Raw genomic sequence first — 19,183 nt, 5'->3', positions numbered from 1 at the left:
AATGTCAGTGCAATTTGCCGGCGAGCATAGCATGCGCACCGGCGGCGGCGGCCATGCGGCAGCGTGGGTGGCGTGCCGGACGGCCGGACTCGGTAGTATCCCTTGGAGGGCCAGAATTTTCTTGAAAAAGCGCAATCGTGCGCCGACAATGAAAACGCTTTCCCTTTTCGCGAGCATAGCACGCGCGCCTTCCGTTCGAAACGTAGCGGAAAACCACGCACGACAACCGCCGCGAAATTTTTTTGCTGTCGAGGGAAATCGTTTTCCCAAATCAGACGAAAAGCAGGAGGAGATCTTGATGCGACAGTATGGGTGGATCGCGGCGCTGGCCCTGGCGGTGCCGGCCGTGGCGCAGGCTCAATCGAGCGTCACCGTGTGGGGGCGGGTCGGCGGCGACGTGCAGTACCTGAGCGGCGTGCAGAACGGCCCGCATTCGACGGGTTCGCGCTTCTCGGAGGGCAACGACTGGGGGACGAGCATCCTCGGCATCACCGGCAAGGAGGATCTCGGCGGCGGCAACCAGGCGGTGTTCTGGCTCGAGTCGTCGATCAACGCGGCGAACGGCAACTACGGCGGCGGCGTGCTGTTCCAGCGCGGCGCGTGGATCGGGCTGAAGAACGAGCGCTACGGTTTCCTGCGGCTCGGGCAGGGTTCGTTCATCAACAGCTACATCTGGTCGTACGACCCGCTGCTCGAGGAAAACTATTCGGTCGAGTCGCTGACGTCGTATCGCAATGGTCCGAAGCTGTCGAACGGGATCCGCTACGAATCGCCGAAGTTCGGCGGCTTCTCGTTCGGGCTGCAGGCGAACCTCGGCAACAGCTCGAACGGCTGGCTGCGCGGCTCGCCGAACAACGTGGGCGCGACGGGCCTGTCCGACGGCGCGACGGTGGCCTATACGCAGGGCGACTTCGAGGTGCGCGCCATCTGGAACGAGATCCGCAACCAGTACGGCCGCGAGGACAACCTGTTCACCGCATCGCAGGAAGCGTTCATCGGCGTGCGCCAGCGCTTCGGTCCCGCGCTGGTGCAGCTCGGCTATACGCGCTACAGCGCGCCCGACACGCCGGCCGGCCTGTCGCGCACCGCGAACTACTACTGGGGCGGCGTGACGTACGACGCGACGCCGTTCCTGCATCTGCAGGGCGCCGTCTATTCGATGAAGATCGACGCGGGCCAATGGACCGCCGATCACAGCGGCGAAGGGCGCTCGACGATCCTCGGCCTCGGCACGATGTACGACCTGTCCAAGCGCACGTTCCTGTATGCGACGGCCGCGCACGTGTTCAACAGCGCGAACGCGAACCTGGGCGTGAATCCGCAGTCGCCGGGGCTCGGCAACGGCAGCGGGCTGGGCGCATCGCCGATGCCGGGGCACGGACAGACGGGCGTCTACGCGGGGATCGAGACGCTCTTCTGATCGAAGCCGATCGAAGCCACGAGCCGCAATCGTCAAACAGAGGAATCCTATGCAAGAGGCAATACCACGTTCCGGCGGGCCGGCACCGCTGCCGCGCCTGATCGCGCTCGACTGGGGCACCACGTCGCTGCGCGCGTACCTGATGGCGGATGCGCGCACGGTGCTCGACGAACGCGCGGCGCCGAAGGGCGTGATGCAGATCGGCGGCGCGGGTGTCGCGATGGCCGACGCGTGCGACGGCGCATTCGAGGACGTGTGCGGCGCGTGGCTGGATGCGTGGCCGGTGTTGCCGGTCGTCGCGGCCGGCATGGTCGGCAGCGCGCAGGGCTGGCGCGAGGCGCCGTATGCGGACGTGCCGATCGATGCGGCGCGGCTCGGCGCGTCGCTGCAGGCGGTGCGCGCGCGGCGCGGCACGGCCGTGCACATCGTGCCGGGGCTGATCCAGCGCGGCGAACTCGCGAACGTGATGCGCGGTGAGGAAACGCAGATCGTCGGCGCGCTGCACGCGGGCGGCACGGCGCACGCGGCGGCGCCTGCGCGGTGGATCGGGCTGCCGGGCACGCATTCGAAGTGGGTGGCCGTGCGCGGCTCGCGCATCGAGTGCTTCCGCACGTTCATGACGGGCGAGCTGTATGCGCTGCTGTGCGCGCACAGCCTGCTCGGCCGCACGATGTGGCCGTCGGCCGCGTTCGCGCGCGACGCATTCGAGCGCGGCGTGCGTGCCGCGCAGGCCGGCCATGCGACGGGGCTGCTTGCGACGATCTTCGGCAGTCGTGCGCGGCTGCTGGCCGGCGAACTGGCGCCCGACGAGCAGGCCGACTACCTGTCCGGCGTGCTGATCGGGCATGAACTGGCAGGGCTGGCCGCGGAAGGCGACGGGCCGGCCGCCGAGGCAAGCGCAGGCGCCCCGCGACCGATGCTGATCGGCGATGGTGCGCTGTGCGCGCGTTACCGGCATGCGGCATCGCTGTTCGGCTGGCCGCCCGTCGACACGATCGACGGCGCGGCGGCAGCCGGCCTGTGGGTGCTGGCCGAGCGGGCGGGGTTGCTGCCCGCGGCAAGCGAGGGGGCGCCGGTTCGTCTCGACGAGCCGGCTGCCGGAATGGGCGGACGGCGCATGAATCGACCCGCGGTCGATCCGGTGCCGGCCAATGAATGCAATATTTCGGGAGACTGACGTTGAAACACTGGAAGATTGTCGCGGCGCCGCTGATCGGCGCGCTTGCAGCATGCGGCGGCGGAGAATCGCCGGACGGCGTGGCGGGGCAGCAGCTTGCCGCTGCATCGGTTGACGGGCAGGCGGCCGGCGCGACGCCTGGCACGCTGCACGTCGACTGTTCGCTCGGCGCGGCCGGAACGGGATCGCCCGCGACGCTCGGCACCCCGGCGAATCCGATCCACGATCTCGCGACGCTGAACCGGATCGTGCTCGCGCCCGGCACGCACGTGCTGTTCAAGCGCGGCACGACCTGCAACGGCAGCTTCACGCCCGCGGCGGGCAGCACCGGCGCGGCCGGCGCGCCCATCGTCGTCGACGCGTACGGCGACCCGAAGGCGCAGCGCCCCGTCATCGCGGCCGGCTGCGCGGATGCGACGGCCGACCCCGACCAGTCGATCACCGAGCAGCACAAGACCCCGAGCGGATTCAGCGGCTATTACTCGCTGTGCAAGTCGGACAACCCGACCGTGAATCGCGCGGCGATCTATCTGTACAACACGCAGTACTGGGATATCCGGTCGCTCGAGCTGACCAACGATGCGACGACCGTCGGCGGCCGTCTCGGGCTGTATGTGCGGCTCGAGGATTACGGCACGGGCAGCCACTATCACGTCGACGACGTCTACGTGCATCACGTGCGCGGTTATCTGAAGGACGTCGCGAGCAATACGGTCGGCTCGTACAAGACGACCGGCGGGATGCTGTTCGAGGTGACGCGCGACAACGAGGTCGTCGGCACGAAGGAGAAGCCGACCGGTTTCGACGACATCGCGGTCGAGAACAGCGAAATCTACAACGTCGACGCGGTCGCGCTGTCGACCCGTTCCGCATGGATGTGCCGCGAGGGCGGCGCGCCGTGCGGCGACTATCCGCCGTACAAGGGCAATCCGGCCTACCTGACGAACCCGGCCACGCAGGCCGCATCGGAGTATTTCCCGATGACGCGCGTGGTGTTCCGCAACAACCTGATCCACAACATCGGCGGCGACGGCATCATCGTGCGTACCGCGACCGCGCCGAAGGTCGAGGCGAACCACCTGTACGACGTCTGGATGCGCGCACCGGGCAACAGCGCCGGCGCATGGGCGATCAACACCGACGATGCGCTGTTCCGGTACAACGAAGTCAACGGCGTGCGGCTGCAGAACAACATCGAGGCCGGCGACGGGATGGCGTTCGACGCCGATCTCGGTACGCGCAATACGCGCGTGGCCGCGAACTTCAGCCACGACAACGACGGCGGACTGATGCTGTTCTGCGGATGCGGTTCCGACGGGCTCGGCCACGTCGCGCAGGAGACGGGTGCGATCGTCGAGCACAACCTGAGCCTGAACGACAAGCGGCGGATCGTCTCCGCTGCGGGGTCGGCCGATTCCGTCGTGCGCGACAACGTCGTGATCACGCGCACGCCGGGGCTGGTGACGCCGATCGTCGAGAACCTCAGTTATGCGAACGCATTCCAGGTGACGGACAACCGCTTCTACAACGCATCGGACAGCGGCGCGATCTACCGGACGAAGAACGCGCAAGGCAGCTACGCGAACATCGTGTGGAGCGGCAACGCGTACTTCGGTTATGCGGCGGATCCGGAGTTCACCGGGCCGAACTATCATCACGGCGCCGAGCCCGACACGGTCTTGCCGTTCGCCGGGCAGGACGTGGACGCGGTCGCCGGCGCGTGGTTGCGCGACAGCGGGTTCGACCAGCACAAATACCGCGCGCCGCACGTGCGATGACGGCCCGGGCGCGGGCGTCGATGCGCGGCGCCCGCGTCGTCCGGTCGCAGGCCGGACGTCCGCCGCCTTGATCGTCGTCAACATCCGGACCGGCCGTCGGCCGATGATGGTGACATGGCCGCGCGCGCTGGAGCGCGCGGCAGCTCACCCCAGCGAGGTTCGCATGTACAAGAAGATCATGGTGGCCGTCGACGGCAGCGCGTCGTCGAAACAGGCGCTTGCCGAGGCCGTGAAGGTGGCGCTGGCGGGCGACACGCACGTCAGCGCCGTGTATGTGGTCGACAAGTCGGTGCTGTTCACGTACGCGGGGCGTTTCGATCCGCATGCGCTCGTCGAGGAGATCCGCGACGACGGGCGCAAGGTGCTGCGCGAAGCCGAGCAGGTCATCGCGCTGGCCGGCGCGAACGGCGAAGCCGAGCTCGTCGAGACCGAGAGCATCGGCGAGGACATCTCGGAGCGCCTGCAGCGCTACGTGAAGGAGCGCGGGATCGATCTCGCGGTGGTCGGCACGCACGGGCGGCGCGGCATCCGGCGCGTGCTGCTCGGCAGCGTCGCCGAGCGCTTCGTGCGCGGCTCGAGGTGCCCGGTGCTGCTGATTCGCGGCGACGACGCCGACGAGCCGGCCGCGGCAGCCTGACGCGGCGGGCGCGTGATGATACGCCGCCAGTACCGCATCGTCGTCGCGGCGATCGCCGTGTTCGTATCGCTCGCCGGAATGATGGCCGTCGTGACGGGGCTCCTGTTCGACGAAGCGATGGCGCTGCGCGGCGGCGCGATCGCGCTGATCGTCGGGGTGGCCGGCTTCGTCGTGATGCTCAATCCGGGCGCGAAAGGCGAGTCGTGACACGGACGCGCACCGCCGGCGACGTCGGCCGTGTCCGGCCACCGTTTCGCGAAAGACCGGCAACAGCCGTTGCCGGGCGTTGATTTCACCTAGTCGCTTGCCGTACCCGGCGCCTTCGCGTCGTCCTGTCCGCTCGGGACGTTCAGCCGCTTCACCGTTTCCGCCAGCTCCGCGTTCTTCGGCTGAATCTTCCGCGCCTGCGCGAATGCGTCGCGCGCTTCATCCTGGCGCCCCAGCTTCCACAGCACCTCACCCTTGTGCGTCAGCCCGGTTGCATGGGCTTCGCGCACGTCGTCGTCACTGTCCTTCGCGAAGATCGCGATCGAGCGGTCGAACCACGTGAGCGCCTCGTCGTTGCGACCGAGGCGATACAGCGCCCAGCCCTTGCTGTCGAGCGCATACGCATCGCCCGGCGACTTCGCGAGATGCGCGTCGATCATCGCGAGCCCGCGATCGACCTCGACGCCCGCGTCGACGAGCCGATAGCCGATGTCGTTCAGGCGATCGTCCGGAATCCTGTCGAGATCGAGCACGGCGGCCACGCGGCCCGCGTCGCGTTCGGCGATCGCGAGCGACAGCAGCTTGGCGGCGATCTGCTGCCGCAATTCGCTGCTGATCCGGTCGCCGTTGGCGACCAGCGTGCCGAGATACTGCGTGTACAGGTCCGGCATGCCGGGCTCGTTCGCGCTGTTCGCGATGGCCAGCCCCGGGCCCGCGCACCAGTCGGTGTCGGCCGACCCTTCCAGCATGCCGACGTAAAGATTGACGTTCCGCGGCGTGCGCGACTGCGCGTAGTAGGTGTAGCCGTTCGCATCCGAATGGCCGCACGCCAGATATTCGTTCTCCACGTCCAGCACGTACGGGAAGCGGCCGAGCGATGCCTTGCCGCCCGGGTCGACCAGCCGGAACGATTCGCCCAGGTCGCCGTTGCCGACGATCGGATTGAACACCCACTGCTTCTGCGGATGCAGTTTCGGCAGCCGGATCCTGACCGTGCGGCCGGCCGCGTCGGTGGTGCCGAAGATCACGCTGTCGTGCTCGTCCGGCTTGACGGGCAGCCCCGCGATGACCTGGCCGGGCAGGAACAGCCGGTAGCGCGCGTTCGGCAGCGGCTGTTGCGTGACGGGGTCGCGCAGCACGAACTGGTGAACGTAAGCCCCCTTGCCGAGCGACACCGTCGGCGCGAGGTAGGTGCGCGCGTGGGCGGCGGGCAGGGCGATGCAACTCAAGGCCGCGGCAACGAGCGCGGCGAGAAGGCGGGATGTCATGAAATTGCGGTTCTTGTATGTGATGGTGCGATGGTCCGACGGCCGGAAATGCACTGAACGAACCGCGCAGTCTTTGATAAACGGCCGGCTGCGGTTGGCGAATCCCGATGCGGCGGATCGGATCGTCCAGTGCAATTCGATGCGGCGCCCGCCCGTCGTCACGGGATGCATGACGGACACGGGAGGGCGACGCGGGAATGCAGTGCGCAGCATAACAGGCCGCGCGGGGCGATCGATCCCCATTTGGTTTGATTGTTGCGGATTGATGAACGATACCGTGATTTGTATCAAGAGGTGATATGCCGATCGATCCGACAATGGGTTCGACCACGGTGAGAAGGACGGAATGATCGAAATTCGATCGTCCTTTACAACCGGTATTTCACCTCCTTAAATAATCAGGGTCTGCCAAAAGACCGGAAAAACGAGATCCCCATGAGCCATTTCCTGGATAGATTGCGTTATTTCTCCACCACGAGGCCACGCTTTTCCGACGGACACGGCGCCGTCACCGACGAAGACCGCAAATGGGAAGACGGTTACCGGATGCGCTGGCAGCACGACAAGATCGTCCGCTCGACCCACGGCGTGAACTGCACGGGTTCGTGCTCGTGGAAGGTCTACGTGAAAGGCGGGATCGTCACGTGGGAAACCCAGCAGACCGACTATCCGCGCACGCGTCCCGACATGCCGAACCACGAACCGCGCGGCTGTTCGCGCGGCGCGTCCTATTCCTGGTACCTGTACAGCGCGAACCGCCTCAAGCATCCGCTCGTGCGCAGCGCGCTCGTGAAGCTGTGGCGCGAACGTCGCCGCACGCTCGGCCCCGTCGAGGCATGGCGCTCGATCGTCGACGACGATGAAGCGCGCCGTTCGTACCAGAGCCGGCGCGGGCTCGGCGGCTTCGTGCGCGCGAGCTGGGACGAGGTCAACGAGATCGTCGCGGCGGCCAACGTGCACACGGTCGAGCGGCACGGCCCCGATCGCGTGGTCGGCTTCTCGCCGATTCCCGCGATGTCGATGGTGTCGTACGCGGCGGGCTCCCGCTACCTGTCGCTGATCGGCGGCGTGTGCCTGAGCTTCTACGACTGGTATTGCGACCTGCCGCCCGCGTCGCCGCAGACCTGGGGCGAGCAGACCGACGTGCCGGAATCGGCCGACTGGTACAACTCGACGTTCATCATGATGTGGGGCTCCAATGTCCCGCAGACGCGCACGCCGGATGCGCACTTCCTCGTCGAGGCGCGTTATCGCGGCACCAAGGTCGTGTCGGTGTTTCCCGATTACTCGGAAGGCGCGAAGTTCGGCGATCTGTGGCTGCACCCGAAGCAGGGCACCGACGCGGCGCTCGCGCTCGCGATGGGCCACGTGATCCTGAAGGAATTCCATCTGGCCGGACAGAGCGGCTACTTCGTCGACTACTGCAAGCGCTACACCGACATGCCGTGCCTCGTGCGCCTCGTGCCGCACGGCGACGGCTACGTGCCCGAGCGCCTCGTGCGCGCGTCGGACTTCGACGACGCGCTCGACGAAGCCGCGCATCCCGACTGGAAGACCGTGATGATCGACGACGCGAACGGCGAGTTCGTCGTGCCGGTCGGCTCGATCGGGTTCCGCTGGGGGCAGCAGGACGACGCCGACAAGGGCAAGTGGAACCTGCGCGGCGAGACGTCGAAGGGCGCGGCGCTGTCGCCGCGGCTGTCGTGCACGGCCGAGCACGACGACGTGGTCGACGTGCTGTTCCCGTACTTCGGCAACCAGCCGCACGCGCACTTCAACTCGACGCAGCACGCGTCCGAGCTGTCGCGCCGGATCGGCGTGCGGCGCATCGCGACGCGCAACGGCGACATGCTGGTCGCGACCGTCTACGACCTGTTCGTCGCGAACTACGGGCTCGACCAGGGGCTCGGCGGCCGCGACGTGGCCGCGAGCTACGACGACGACCTGCCGTACACGCCGGCCTGGCAGGAAACGATCACCGGCGTGAAGCGCGCGGACGTGATCTCGGTCGCGCGGCAGTTCGCGGAGAACGCGCACAAGACGCAGGGCAAGTCGATGGTGATCATCGGCGCCGGGATCAATCACTGGTTCCACATGGACATGTCGTACCGCGCGATCATGAACATGCTGATCATGTGCGGCTGCATCGGCAAGCCGGGCGGCGGCTGGTCGCACTACGTGGGCCAGGAGAAGCTGCGGCCGCAGACGGGCTGGACGGCGCTGTCGGGCGCGCTCGACTGGAGCCGCCCGCCGCGCCAGATGAACGCGACGTCGTTCTTCTATGCGCACACCGACCAGTGGCGCTACGACCCGATGGACCCGGCCACGCTGCTGTCGCCGCTCGCGGACAAGTCGAAGTTCCACGGCGCGCCGATCGACTACAACGTGCGTGCCGAACGGATGGGCTGGCTGCCGTCCGCGCCGCAGCTCGCGGTGAACCCGCTGAAGGTCGGTGCGGCGCTCGCCGATCCCGCGCACGCGGGCGCCGACATCGCGCAGCAGCTGAAGGCCGGCACGCTGAAGCTGGCGAGCGAGGATCCCGATGCGCCCGGCAACTTCCCGCGCAACCTGTTCGTGTGGCGCTCGAACCTGCTCGGCTCGTCGGGCAAGGGCCACGAGTATTTTCTGAAGCACCTGCTCGGCACGACCAACGGTGTGCAGGGCGAGGATCTCGGCGCGACCGGCGGCACGCGGCCCGAGGAAGTGACGTGGCACGACGAAGCGCCGCGCGGCAAGCTCGACCTGCTCGTGACGCTCGATTTCCGGATGTCGACGACCTGCATGTATTCGGACGTCGTGCTGCCGACTGCGACGTGGTACGAGAAGGACGACATGAACACGTCCGACATGCACCCGTTCATCCACCCGCTGTCGGCGGCCGTCGATCCCGCATGGGAATCGAAGAGCGACTGGGAGATCTTCAAGGGGATCGCGAAGCGCTTCTCCGAATTGTGCGACGGGCATCTCGGCATCGAACGCGACGTCGTGCTCGCGCCGATCGCGCACGACACGCCGGGCGAGCTTGCGCAGCCGTTCGACGTGCAGGACTGGAAGCTTGGCGAATGCGAGCCGGTGCCGGGCCGCACGATGCCGACCGTGACCGTCGTCGAGCGCGACTATCCGAGTACGTATGCGCGCTTCACGTCGCTCGGGCCGCTGATGGACACGCTTGGCAACGGCGGCAAGGGCATCGGCTGGGATACGAAGGACGAAGTGAAGCTGCTCGGCGAGCTGAACTACAAGGTGGCCGACGGCGCCGCGCAAGGGCGCCCGCGCATCGATACGGCGCTCGACGCGGCCGAGGTGATCCTCGCGCTTGCGCCCGAGACCAATGGCGAAGTGGCGGTGAAGGCGTGGCGCGCGCTGTCCGGCATCACGGGCATCGATCACACGCACCTCGCCGCCGCGCGTGCCGACGAGAAGATCCGCTTCCGCGACATCCAGGCGCAGCCGCGCAAGATCATCTCGTCGCCGACGTGGAGCGGGATCGAATCCGAGCACGTGTCGTACAACGCCGGCTATGTGAACGTGCACGAACTGGTGCCGTGGCGCACGATGACGGGCCGCCAGCAGCTCTACCAGGATCATGCGTGGATGCGCGCCTTCGGCGAATCGCTGTGCGCGTACAAGCCGCCGGTCGATACGGGCAGTTACGCGCACATGCTCGGTACGCGTTCGAACGGCAACCCCGAGCGCGTGCTGAACTTCCTGACGCCGCACCAGAAGTGGGGGATCCACAGCACGTACACGGACAACCTGCTGATGCTGACGCTGTCGCGCGGCGGTCCGATCGTGTGGATGTCGGAGGACGACGCGAAGGCGATCGGCGCGGTCGATAACGACTGGATCGAGTGCTACAACTCGAACGGCGCGTTGTGCGCGCGGGCCGTCGTCAGCCAGCGGATCCCGTCCGGGATGGTGATGATGTACCACGCGCAGGAGAAGATCGTGAACACGCCGGGCTCCGAGATCACCGGCACGCGCGGCGGCATCCACAACTCGGTCACGCGCATCGCGCTGAAGCCGACGCACATGATCGGCGGCTACGCGCAGCTCGCGTACGGCTTCAACTACTACGGCACGGTGGGCTCGAATCGCGACGAATTCCTGATCGTGCGCAAGATGAACAAGATCGACTGGCTCGACGGTGAAGACGCCGCAACGGTGACACAGGGTGCCCGCGAAGGAGAAACGTCATGAAGGTACGCGCACAGATCGCGATGGTGCTGAACCTCGACAAGTGCATCGGGTGTCATACCTGCTCGGTGACCTGCAAGAACGTGTGGACGAGCCGCGAAGGGATGGAATACGCGTGGTTCAACAACGTCGAGACGAAACCGGGCATCGGCTATCCGAAGGACTGGGAGAACCAGGACCGCTGGCGCGGCGGCTGGCAGCGGCGCGCGGACGGCAAGATCGAACCGCGCCTCGGCGGCAAGTGGCGACTGCTCGCGCAGATCTTCGCGAACCCGCATCTGCCCGAGATCGACGATTACTACGAGCCGTTCACGTTCGACTACGCGCACCTGCAGGAAGCCGGCAACACGCGCGCGATGCCGGTTGCGCGGCCGCGTTCGGTGATCAGCGGCCAGCGGCTCGAGAAGATCGAGTGGGGGCCGAACTGGGAGGAAATCCTCGGCGGCGAATTCGAGAAGCGCGCGAAGGACTACAACTTCGAGAACGTGCAGAAGGACATCTACGGGCAGTTCGAGAACACCTTCATGATGTACCTGCCGCGCCTGTGCGAGCACTGCCTGAACCCGGCGTGCGTCGCGGCGTGCCCGTCGGGCTCGATCTACAAGCGCGAGGAAGACGGCATCGTGCTGATCGACCAGGACAAGTGCCGCGGCTGGCGCATGTGCGTGTCGGGCTGCCCGTACAAGAAGATCTACTACAACTGGCAGAGCGGCAAGGCCGAGAAGTGCATCTTCTGCTATCCGCGCATCGAGGCCGGCCAGCCCACCGTGTGCTCGGAAACCTGCGTGGGCCGCATCCGCTATCTCGGCGTGCTGCTGTACGACGCCGACCGGATCAGCGAGGCGGCCAGCGTGGAGAACGAGCAGGACCTGTACGAGGCGCAACTGTCGCTGTTCCTCGACCCGGACGATCCGGCCGTGATCGCGCAGGCCGAGCGCGACGGCGTGCCGGCTGCGTGGATCGATGCCGCGCGGCGTTCGCCGACCTACAAGATGGCGATCGACTGGAAGATCGCGTTCCCGCTGCATCCGGAGTACCGGACGCTGCCGATGGTGTGGTACGTGCCGCCGCTGTCGCCGATCAACTCGGCCGCGAACAGCGGTGCGCTCGGGATGAACGGCTATCTGCCGGACGTCGAATCGCTGCGCATTCCGCTGCGCTATCTCGCGAACCTGCTGACGGCCGGCGACGAGGCGCCCGTGAAGCTCGCGCTCGAACGGCTGCTCGCGATGCGCGCGTTCATGCGGGCGCGCCACGTGGACGGCATCGACGCGCGCGGCGTGCTCGACCAGGTCGGGCTGTCGCTCGCACAGGTCGAGGAGATGTACCGCTATCTCGCGATCGCGAACTACGAGGATCGCTTCGTGATCCCGACCACGCATCGCGAGTACGCGGAGAACGCCTACGACCTGCGCGCGTCGTGCGGCTTCTCGTTCGGCAACGGCTGCTCGGACGGCCGCTCCGAAGCGAGCCTGTTCAGCCCGAAGAAGGGCAACAAGACGATCCCGATCCACGAGGCTTCCCGATGACGAGCACCGCATCCGATCCGACCTATGCGGCGCTCGCGGCGCTGCTCGACTATCCCGACGCCTCGCTCGTCGCCTCGCTCGACTCGATCGACGCGCACCTGCGCGACCGCGCGCGCGTGCCGAAGCCGGTGCGCGCGGGTCTCGATCGGTTCTTTGCGTATGTGCGCGAGCGCGACCTGCTGACGCTGCAGGAGAACTACGTCGGCCTGTTCGATCGTGGCCGCGCGACGTCGCTGTACCTGTTCGAGCACGTGCACGGCGAATCGCGCGACCGCGGGCAGGCGATGGTCGACCTGCTGCAGATGTACGAGCGGCACGGGCTGTTCCTGAACCAGGGCGAACTGCCCGACTACCTGCCGGTGTTCCTCGAATACCTGTCGCGGCTGCCGGCGCCCGACGCCCGCAAGCTGCTCGCCGAAACCGGCGAGATCCTGCGCGCGCTGGCCGGGCAGCTTTCGCAGCGCGGCAGCCATTACAGCTTCGTCGTCGGTGCGCTGCTGCCGATGGCCGGCCTCTCGCCGGCCGACGCGCCGGATGCGGCCGCCGACGACGTGGCCGCCGAGCGGCCGAGCGCCGACGACTACCGCGCGCTCGACGCGTCGTATGCGGACGAGGCCGTGCGCTTCGTCGGCGCGGCGACGCCGGCGGAGCAGACGGTGCGGTTCCACGACAAGCGGCCGGCCCGCGGCGCGTAAGCGCGGGCCCAACTGGGGAAAGACATGAACGCTTACTTGCATCAGTTCCTGTTCGGGATCTACCCGTACATCTGCCTGGCCGTGTTGCTGGTCGGCAGCCTGATCCGCTTCGACCGCGAGCAGTACACGTGGAAAAGCGATTCGTCGCAGCTGCTGCGCCACGGCATGCTGCGGCTCGGCAGCAACCTGTTCCACTGGGGCGTGCTGGTCGTCGTGCTCGGGCATTTCGGCGGCTTCCTCGCGCCGCACTGGCTCGTGTCGCCGTTCCTGTCGGCGTCCGGGCACCAGCTCGTCGCGATGGTGGCGGGTGGCGCGGCCGGCGTCGCGGCGATCATCGGGCTCACGATCCTGATCTGGCGGCGCCTGGGCGACCCGCGCATCCGCCGCAACAGCCGCAAGTCGGACATCCTGATCGTGCTGATGCTGTGGGTGCAGCTCGCGCTCGGGCTCGGCACCGTCGTGCTGTCGACGCGCCACATGGACGGCGCGATGTTCGAGCAGCTCACCGATTACGTGAAGGGCGTCGTCACGTTCCGGCCGGACATCGCGAGCCTGCTCGTCGGCGTGCCGCTGACGTACCGGCTGCACATCCTGCTCGGCTTCACGATCTTCCTCGTGTCGCCGTTCACGCGGATGGTGCATATCTGGAGCGGGATCGCGTCGGTCGCGTACCTGATCCGTCCGTACCAGCTCGTGCGCAAGCGCTGAGGAGGCCGCATGAACGACGTTCTCTCCGATGCGCCGGTCGCCCTGCGCATCAACGGTGTCGCGATCGGCGACGATGCGATCGCGGCCGAGGCCGCCCACCACGGCGAGGCCTCCGATCCGCTCGACGCGGCGCGGCGTTCGCTCGCGGTGCGCGAGCTGCTGCGGCAGCGCGCGGTATCGCTCGCGCTGCTCGACGAAGGTGCGCCGCTCGACGACGCGGCCGTCGACGCGTTGCTCGAACGCGAGCTCACGCACGTGCCCGAACCCGATCGCGCGGATTGCGAGCGCTATTACGCGCAGCACCCGGCGCGCTTTCGCCGCAACGACATCGTCTATGCGAGCCACGTGCTGTTCGCGATGACCGACCGCGTGCCGCTCGCGCCGCTGCGGCAGCGCGCGGAACGGGCGCTCGCCGAAGTCGTGGCCGCGCCCGATACGTTCGAAGCGGTCGCACGGGCGTCGTCGAACTGCCCGTCGGCGGAGGTCGGCGGCAGCCTCGGGCAGCTGCTGCGCGGCGACACGGTGCCGGAATTCGAGGCGGCGCTGTTCGATACCGACGGGATCGGCGTGCTGCCGAAACTCGTCAACACGCGCTTCGGCTTCCACATCGTGCGCATCGAGCGCCGCGTGGAGGGCGACGCGGTGCCGTTCGACGAAGCCGCCGGCCAGATCGCGGCGTACCTGTCGGAACGGGTGCGGCAGCGGGCGATGCGGCAGTACGTGGCGATTCTCGCGGGCGACGCGCGTGTCGAAGGCGTCGCATTCGACGGCGCGAACGGGCCGCTGGTCCAGTAACGGAGTCTTGCGTATGGCAACTCAACAAGGTAATGCCGCGGCGGTCGCGGACGTGCCGGCCATCCCGCTGCGTGCGTGGTCGGTGCTGGCGGCGAGCACGCTCGCGTTCATGGTGTGTTTCGTCGTGTGGATGATGTTCGGCGTGCTCGGCGTGCAGCTGCGCACCGACCTCGGGCTGAACAGCACGGAGTTCGGGCTGCTCACGTCGACGCCGGTGCTGACCGGCGCGCTGATGCGCTTGCCGCTCGGCACGTGGACCGACCGCTTCGGCGGCCGCATCGTGATGACGGTGCTGCTCGTCGTGTGCGCGGTGCCCGTCTATATCGTCAGCTACGCGACCCAGCTGTGGCAGTTCCTGCTGATCGGCCTGTTCCTCGGCTGCGTCGGCGCGTCGTTCGCGGTCGGCACGCCGTACGTCGCGCGCTTCTTCCCGCCGCAGCGGCGCGGGCTCGCGATGGGCGTGTTCGGCGCGGGCACGGTCGGCGCGGCCGTCAACCTGTTCGTCACGCCGCTGCTGCTCGATGCGTACGGCTGGCGCGTCGTGCCGCGCATCTACGCGGTCGCGCTGCTCGTCACGGCGCTGATCTTCTGGTTCGCGTCGGCGCCCGATCCGGGCGCGGGCAAGCGCGGCGGGTCGATGCTCGACGCGTTCAAGGTGCTGCGCGACCCGCGCGTGTGGCGGCTCTGCCAGTACTACTCGATCACGTTCGGCGGCTTCACCGCGCTGTCGCTGTGGATTCCGCAGTACCTGAAAAGCGAGTACGGGATGTCGCTCGTGATGGCGTCCGCGTTCGCGGCCGGCTTCTCGCTGCCGGGCTCGGTGCTGCGCGCGCTCGGCGGCGCGCTGTCCGACCGCTTCGGCGCGCATGCGGTCACGTGGTGGGGGCTGTGGGTCGCGTGGATCGCGCTGTTCCTGCTGTCGTATCCGGCGACCGACTTCGTGATCCACACGATCGACGGCACCGCGACGCTGAACGTGTCGATGCCGGTGGCCGGCTTCGTCGCGATCACCTTCGTGCTCGGCGCGGTGTTCGCGCTCGGGATGGCGTCGACCTTCAAGTACGTGGCCGACGATTTCGCGGACAACATGGGCGTCGTCACGGGCATCGTCGGGCTCGCGGGCGGGCTCGGCGGCTTCCTGCTGCCGATCCTGTTCGGCGTGCTGCTCGACCTGCTGCGCGTGCGCACGACCTGCTTCATGTTCCTGTACGGGATCGTGTGGGTGTCGCTGATCCTCATCTATCTGTCGGAAGTGCGGCGCACGCCGGTCACGGGCTGACGGGCGTCGATCGATGCGCTGGCGCGATGCCGGGAGGAATCGGTATCGCGCCGGCACGTCGTCCCGGTCGGCAGGGCGCGCCCGGCGTATCCGGCCGCGCACGCTTCTGTCACACTGGCGCCCATGAAACCGCGCCTCGCCTCACCGCCTTCCCCTGATTCCGCGCCTGCGCCGGCAGGCTTTCCCGATGCCGACGAACTGGCCGCGCTGCGTGCGTGGTACGCGGGCATGACCGTACGCCAGGCCGTCGAGCGCTACCTGCCCGACCGGCTCGGCGACGGGCGGTCGGCGCGCGGCGTGATCGGCGCGCTTCGGCGCCGCCTCGTGCGCGTCGCGCGGCAGGCCGGCCGGCCCGATCTCGCGGAACGGCTCGATCATGCCGACGGTGAGCGTTTACGGGACGCGAAAGCGGCAACCGATGCAATCGGCCTGCTGCGTCATGCGCGCGCGCCGCTTCCGCAGATCAGCGACGACGTCGGTCTGTGGCTGCCGGCGCGTGCGGTCGTCGCATTGCGTGCGCACGGGATCGCGACACTCGCCGATCTGACGGTGCGGATTCCGCGCCGGCGTCAATGGTGGAGCGCGATCGCGGGCCTCGGCGTGGCCGGCGCGCGGCGCATCGAGGCGTTCTTTGCCGCGCATCCGGAGCTGACGGAGCGGGCGCGCGCGCTGATCGCCGCGACGCCGCGCGGCAGCATCGTGCCGTGGGAGCACCTGAAGCTGCCGCACGAGGTCGACGGCTCGGCCGGCACGTTCCGCGCACCGCGCGCGACCAGCACGCTCGATGCGGACAACGACTACGCGGCCGTGCACGCGTGGCTGTCGCTGCATGAATCGGCCGCGACGCGGCGTGCGTACCGCAAGGAGGCCGAGCGGCTGATCCTGTGGGCGATCGTCGAGCGCGGGCGCGCGCTGTCGTCGCTGACGACCGAGGATGCGGTCGCGTATCGCGCATTCATCCGGCGCCCGACGCCGCACGAACGCTGGGTCGGGCCCGTGCGGCCGCGCGGCGCGCCCGACTGGCGGCCGTTCTCGGGCGCGCTGTCCGCGCGGTCGGCGGCGTACACGCTGTCGGTGCTCGGTGCGCTGTTCCGCTGGCTGATCGAGCAGCGCTACCTGCTCGCGAATCCGTTCGCGGGCGTGAAGGTGCGCGATACGCGCGGCGCGAGCGCACTCGACACGTCGCATGCGTTCACCGAAGGCGAGTGGCTGCTGGTCCGCACGATCGCCGACGGGCTCGAATTCCACAAGCGCACGGCTACCGGCGCGCCGCAGTCGGGCTGGACGCCGGCCGCCGCGCAACGGCTGCGCTTCATTCTCGATTTCGGCTATGCGACCGGGCTGCGCGCGAGCGAGCTGGTCGGCGCGACGCTTGGCGGCATCGAGACGGACGCACACGGCGACGCGTGGCTGAAGGTGATCGGCAAGGGCGGCAAGGCCGCACGTGTCGCGCTGCCGCCGCTTGCGCGCACCGCGCTCGATCGCTACCTGGTCGCCAGGCGGTTGCCGGTCACGCCCGCGCGCTGGCGGCCGGATACGCCGCTGATTGCGAGCCTCGCGGAGGATGATGGTGCTGCGATCACGAGCGTGCGGCTGTGGAAGGTGATGCAGCGGTTTTTCGCACAGACGGCCGATGCCGTCGATGCCGACAACCCGGCGCTCGCGCAGAAGCTGCGACAGGCGAGCCCGCACTGGATGCGGCATACGCATGCGACGCATGCGCTGGCGCGCGGGGCCGAGTTGACGACCGTGCGCGACAACCTGCGGCATGCGTCGATCTCGACGACGTCGATTTACCTGCACGGCGACGACGTGAAGCGCGCACGGCAGATGTCGAGTGCGTTTGCAGCGGACAAGTAGCGGCGTTGCGTGTGGCGGGCAGCGGCTGCCCTAGCGTGCGCTGTCGTCCCGTTGCGCGAGTTGCCGCGCCGCATGCGCGACGACCGCATGACGATCGGGCCGCACGCGCTCGAACAGCGCGGAGACCGACGCGAGCACGTCCGGCGCGGCGAGTTCGGGGCGCCCGCAGTCGAACGGCGGCTCCGGTGCATATTCGATGCCGAGCTGCACCGCCTGCGCATATTCCGCGCCGGCAACGTCGGCCATCACCGCGAGCGCCATGTCGATGCCGGCAGTCACGCCGCCACCCGTGACGATCCGGCCGTCGCGCACCACGCGCCCTTCGTCGACGATCGCACCGAACGGCGGCAGCAGGTTGCGCCACGCCCAGTGGCACGCAGCGCGTCGGCCTTGCAGCAACCCGGCCGCGCCGAGCACCAGCGACCCGCTGCACACGGACGTCACATAGCGGGCACCCTGTGCGAGCCGGCGCACCTCGCGAACGAACGCATCGTCGGCGATCGCATCGATCACGCCGAGCCCGCCTGGCACGCAGACGAGGTCCGCGTGCGCGATGTCGGCCAGCCGCCCGACCTCCGCAATGGCGAGGCCGCTGTCCGCGCGGATCGATCCGCCGCGAACGGAAGCGCGGTGAATCCGTGCACCCGGAAGGCGCCAGAACACTTCATCCGGCCCAGTGAAATCGAGCTGCGTGACGTGATCGAACAAGGCGAATACGACGATGAACGGCGGGGTGGCCATCACGATCCCTCGAAGGCATGAGCGGCCTGTAGCATCGCGCCGCGCACGCGCCGTCGCAAGGTCATTTCTCCCGCACTTTCTGCCATGTGCGCGCGTTATCTAGCGTGTTTCGATCGCCGGGGTTGTGCCGTCGACCGGATGCAGACGTTCGTCGAAGTCGTCGAGACTCGGGAATGCAAGCGGCGCTTCCGTCGCGAGCGACGACAGGCGGCTTCGCCAGGCGGCCAGGTAGTCGAGTCGCACGTCGTGCGTGACATACGGCACGTGCCAGGCCACGAACGGCGCGAGCACATCGAGCCCGGTATAGCCGAGGGTGCCCTGCAGCAACGGTCGCAGCATGTCCTCGAGTGGCCCGTGCACGCCATCGTCGGCGAACATGTGGGCCTGTCCGCCCAGCGTGACACTCACGACGGCACGCTTGCCGCGCAGGCCGCCGCGATTGTAGAAGCGCATGCCGCCATAAACGGGACCGGAGACGAGCACCCGATCGATCCATCCCTTCAGTATCGCCGGGGTCGAGAACCAGAACAGCGGGAAGTTCAGGATGAGCAAGTCGCATCGCATGAGCTTCTCGAGCTCGTCCTTGATGTCCGAAGCGATAGTGCCGCTGGACACGCCATGCCGCTGCTCGAGTGCATAGACGCAGTAGTCGGGATTGGCGCGCGTGCCGAAGTCGTCCGCCGATGCGACGGGATTGAAGCCCATCGCGTAGAGATCCGACACGTCTACTTCGTGCCCGGCATCCTTGAGCACATCGACTGCCGTGGTTTTGAGTGCCGTGCAGAATGACTGCGGTTCGGGATGCGCGTGGACGATCAGGACTTTCATGGAAGCGGGCCTCGTGGCGAGAGGGTAATGGATACCGGCTGGAACAACGGTGTCGGGCGTAAAG

General features: G+C 68.0%; 15 protein-coding genes. 12 read left to right on the top strand and 3 right to left on the bottom strand.

Annotation, left to right across the window (positions count from 1 at the left end; all coding sequences use genetic code 11):
• Positions 1–298 precede the first annotated feature (298 nt).
• The 5 genes from AC5LXK_RS35900 (at position 299) to AC5LXK_RS35880 (ending at position 5,219) form a co-directional block, all read left to right on the top strand.
• Positions 299–1,420 carry a porin gene (locus AC5LXK_RS35900; protein ID WP_493394378.1) on the top strand — a complete coding sequence of 374 codons (1,122 nt, stop codon included), beginning with the start codon at positions 299–301 and terminating at the stop codon, positions 1,418–1,420.
• 49 nt (positions 1,421–1,469) lie between these two features.
• Positions 1,470–2,597 carry a 2-dehydro-3-deoxygalactonokinase gene (locus AC5LXK_RS35895; RefSeq protein WP_493394377.1) on the top strand — a complete coding sequence of 376 codons (1,128 nt, stop codon included), beginning with the start codon at positions 1,470–1,472 and terminating at the stop codon, positions 2,595–2,597.
• A 2-nt stretch (positions 2,598–2,599) separates the two neighbouring features.
• The gene (locus AC5LXK_RS35890) at positions 2,600–4,375 is read left to right on the top strand and encodes a right-handed parallel beta-helix repeat-containing protein (RefSeq protein ID WP_493394376.1); all 1,776 of its coding nucleotides are present in this window, start codon (positions 2,600–2,602) and stop codon (positions 4,373–4,375) included.
• Positions 4,376–4,538: 163 nt separating this feature from the next.
• Complete coding sequence (locus tag AC5LXK_RS35885) at positions 4,539–5,012, top strand: universal stress protein (RefSeq protein WP_493394375.1); 474 nt, start codon at positions 4,539–4,541, stop codon at positions 5,010–5,012.
• Positions 5,013–5,027: 15 nt separating this feature from the next.
• Complete coding sequence (locus AC5LXK_RS35880) at positions 5,028–5,219, top strand: DUF2964 family protein (RefSeq protein ID WP_493395102.1); 192 nt, start codon at positions 5,028–5,030, stop codon at positions 5,217–5,219.
• Between the two features lie 89 nt (positions 5,220–5,308).
• On the opposite strand, the gene AC5LXK_RS35875 is transcribed toward AC5LXK_RS35880, so the two are convergent.
• Complete coding sequence (locus AC5LXK_RS35875; protein WP_493394374.1) at positions 5,309–6,487, bottom strand: tetratricopeptide repeat protein; 1,179 nt, start codon at positions 6,485–6,487, stop codon at positions 5,309–5,311.
• Between the two features lie 435 nt (positions 6,488–6,922).
• Here AC5LXK_RS35875 and AC5LXK_RS35870 point away from each other — a divergent pair, with 435 nt between their 5' ends.
• The 7 genes from AC5LXK_RS35870 to AC5LXK_RS35840 all read left to right on the top strand — a co-directional run bounded on the left by AC5LXK_RS35870 (position 6,923) and on the right by AC5LXK_RS35840 (position 17,550).
• Positions 6,923–10,687 (top strand): nitrate reductase subunit alpha, encoded by a 3,765-nt coding sequence (locus tag AC5LXK_RS35870; protein ID WP_493394373.1) that lies wholly within the window; start codon positions 6,923–6,925, stop codon positions 10,685–10,687.
• Positions 10,684–12,213 carry a nitrate reductase subunit beta gene (gene narH, locus AC5LXK_RS35865; RefSeq protein ID WP_493394372.1) on the top strand — a complete coding sequence of 510 codons (1,530 nt, stop codon included), beginning with the start codon at positions 10,684–10,686 and terminating at the stop codon, positions 12,211–12,213. Before AC5LXK_RS35870 ends, narH begins: the two co-directional genes overlap by 4 nt.
• Positions 12,210–12,908 carry a nitrate reductase molybdenum cofactor assembly chaperone gene (gene narJ / locus AC5LXK_RS35860; protein ID WP_493394371.1) on the top strand — a complete coding sequence of 233 codons (699 nt, stop codon included), beginning with the start codon at positions 12,210–12,212 and terminating at the stop codon, positions 12,906–12,908. The genes narH and narJ overlap by 4 nt, the downstream gene beginning before the upstream one ends.
• A gap of 24 nt (positions 12,909–12,932) precedes the next feature.
• Positions 12,933–13,616 (top strand): respiratory nitrate reductase subunit gamma, encoded by a 684-nt coding sequence (narI, locus tag AC5LXK_RS35855; protein WP_059708560.1) that lies wholly within the window; start codon positions 12,933–12,935, stop codon positions 13,614–13,616.
• Between the two features lie 9 nt (positions 13,617–13,625).
• On the top strand, positions 13,626–14,411 hold the full coding sequence (locus tag AC5LXK_RS35850; protein ID WP_493394370.1) for a peptidylprolyl isomerase: 786 nt from the start codon (positions 13,626–13,628) through the stop codon (positions 14,409–14,411).
• Between the two features lie 13 nt (positions 14,412–14,424).
• Positions 14,425–15,690: an MFS transporter gene (locus tag AC5LXK_RS35845; RefSeq protein WP_493394369.1), complete on the top strand. Its 1,266-nt coding sequence runs from the start codon at positions 14,425–14,427 to the stop codon at positions 15,688–15,690.
• Between the two features lie 123 nt (positions 15,691–15,813).
• On the top strand, positions 15,814–17,550 hold the full coding sequence (locus AC5LXK_RS35840) for a site-specific integrase (RefSeq protein WP_493394368.1): 1,737 nt from the start codon (positions 15,814–15,816) through the stop codon (positions 17,548–17,550).
• A gap of 30 nt (positions 17,551–17,580) precedes the next feature.
• Here AC5LXK_RS35840 and AC5LXK_RS35835 read toward each other — a convergent pair whose 3' ends face one another.
• Both AC5LXK_RS35835 and AC5LXK_RS35830 read right to left on the bottom strand, forming a co-directional pair.
• A complete protein-coding gene (locus AC5LXK_RS35835; RefSeq protein WP_493394367.1) occupies positions 17,581–18,291 on the bottom strand; it encodes a DJ-1/PfpI family protein in 711 nt (236 codons plus the stop codon).
• A 99-nt stretch (positions 18,292–18,390) separates the two neighbouring features.
• Positions 18,391–19,119: an NAD(P)H-dependent oxidoreductase gene (locus AC5LXK_RS35830; RefSeq protein WP_493394366.1), complete on the bottom strand. Its 729-nt coding sequence runs from the start codon at positions 19,117–19,119 to the stop codon at positions 18,391–18,393.
• Between the last annotated feature and the right edge of the window lie 64 nt (positions 19,120–19,183).

Source organism: Burkholderia pulmonis (genome assembly GCF_984667975.1).
Note: the sequence above shows the minus strand (reverse complement) of the source record. Positions and strands in the feature narration are given on the sequence as shown.

Bases quoted from the DNA above. Each gene is read 5' to 3' on its own strand.
- AC5LXK_RS35900 (WP_493394378.1), top strand. From the start codon at position 299: ATGCGACAGTATGGGTGGATCGCGGCGCTGGCCCTGGCGGTGCCGGCC.
- AC5LXK_RS35895 (WP_493394377.1), top strand. From the start codon at position 1,470: ATGCAAGAGGCAATACCACGTTCCGGCGGGCCGGCACCGCTGCCGCGC.
- AC5LXK_RS35885 (WP_493394375.1), top strand. From the start codon at position 4,539: ATGTACAAGAAGATCATGGTGGCCGTCGACGGCAGCGCGTCGTCGAAA.
- AC5LXK_RS35880 (WP_493395102.1), top strand. From the start codon at position 5,028: ATGATACGCCGCCAGTACCGCATCGTCGTCGCGGCGATCGCCGTGTTC.
- AC5LXK_RS35875 (WP_493394374.1), bottom strand. From the start codon at position 6,487: ATGACATCCCGCCTTCTCGCCGCGCTCGTTGCCGCGGCCTTGAGTTGC.
- AC5LXK_RS35870 (WP_493394373.1), top strand. From the start codon at position 6,923: ATGAGCCATTTCCTGGATAGATTGCGTTATTTCTCCACCACGAGGCCA.
- narH (WP_493394372.1), top strand. From the start codon at position 10,684: ATGAAGGTACGCGCACAGATCGCGATGGTGCTGAACCTCGACAAGTGC.
- narJ (WP_493394371.1), top strand. From the start codon at position 12,210: ATGACGAGCACCGCATCCGATCCGACCTATGCGGCGCTCGCGGCGCTG.
- narI (WP_059708560.1), top strand. From the start codon at position 12,933: ATGAACGCTTACTTGCATCAGTTCCTGTTCGGGATCTACCCGTACATC.
- AC5LXK_RS35850 (WP_493394370.1), top strand. From the start codon at position 13,626: ATGAACGACGTTCTCTCCGATGCGCCGGTCGCCCTGCGCATCAACGGT.
- AC5LXK_RS35845 (WP_493394369.1), top strand. From the start codon at position 14,425: ATGGCAACTCAACAAGGTAATGCCGCGGCGGTCGCGGACGTGCCGGCC.
- AC5LXK_RS35840 (WP_493394368.1), top strand. From the start codon at position 15,814: ATGAAACCGCGCCTCGCCTCACCGCCTTCCCCTGATTCCGCGCCTGCG.
- AC5LXK_RS35835 (WP_493394367.1), bottom strand. From the start codon at position 18,291: ATGGCCACCCCGCCGTTCATCGTCGTATTCGCCTTGTTCGATCACGTC.
- AC5LXK_RS35830 (WP_493394366.1), bottom strand. From the start codon at position 19,119: ATGAAAGTCCTGATCGTCCACGCGCATCCCGAACCGCAGTCATTCTGC.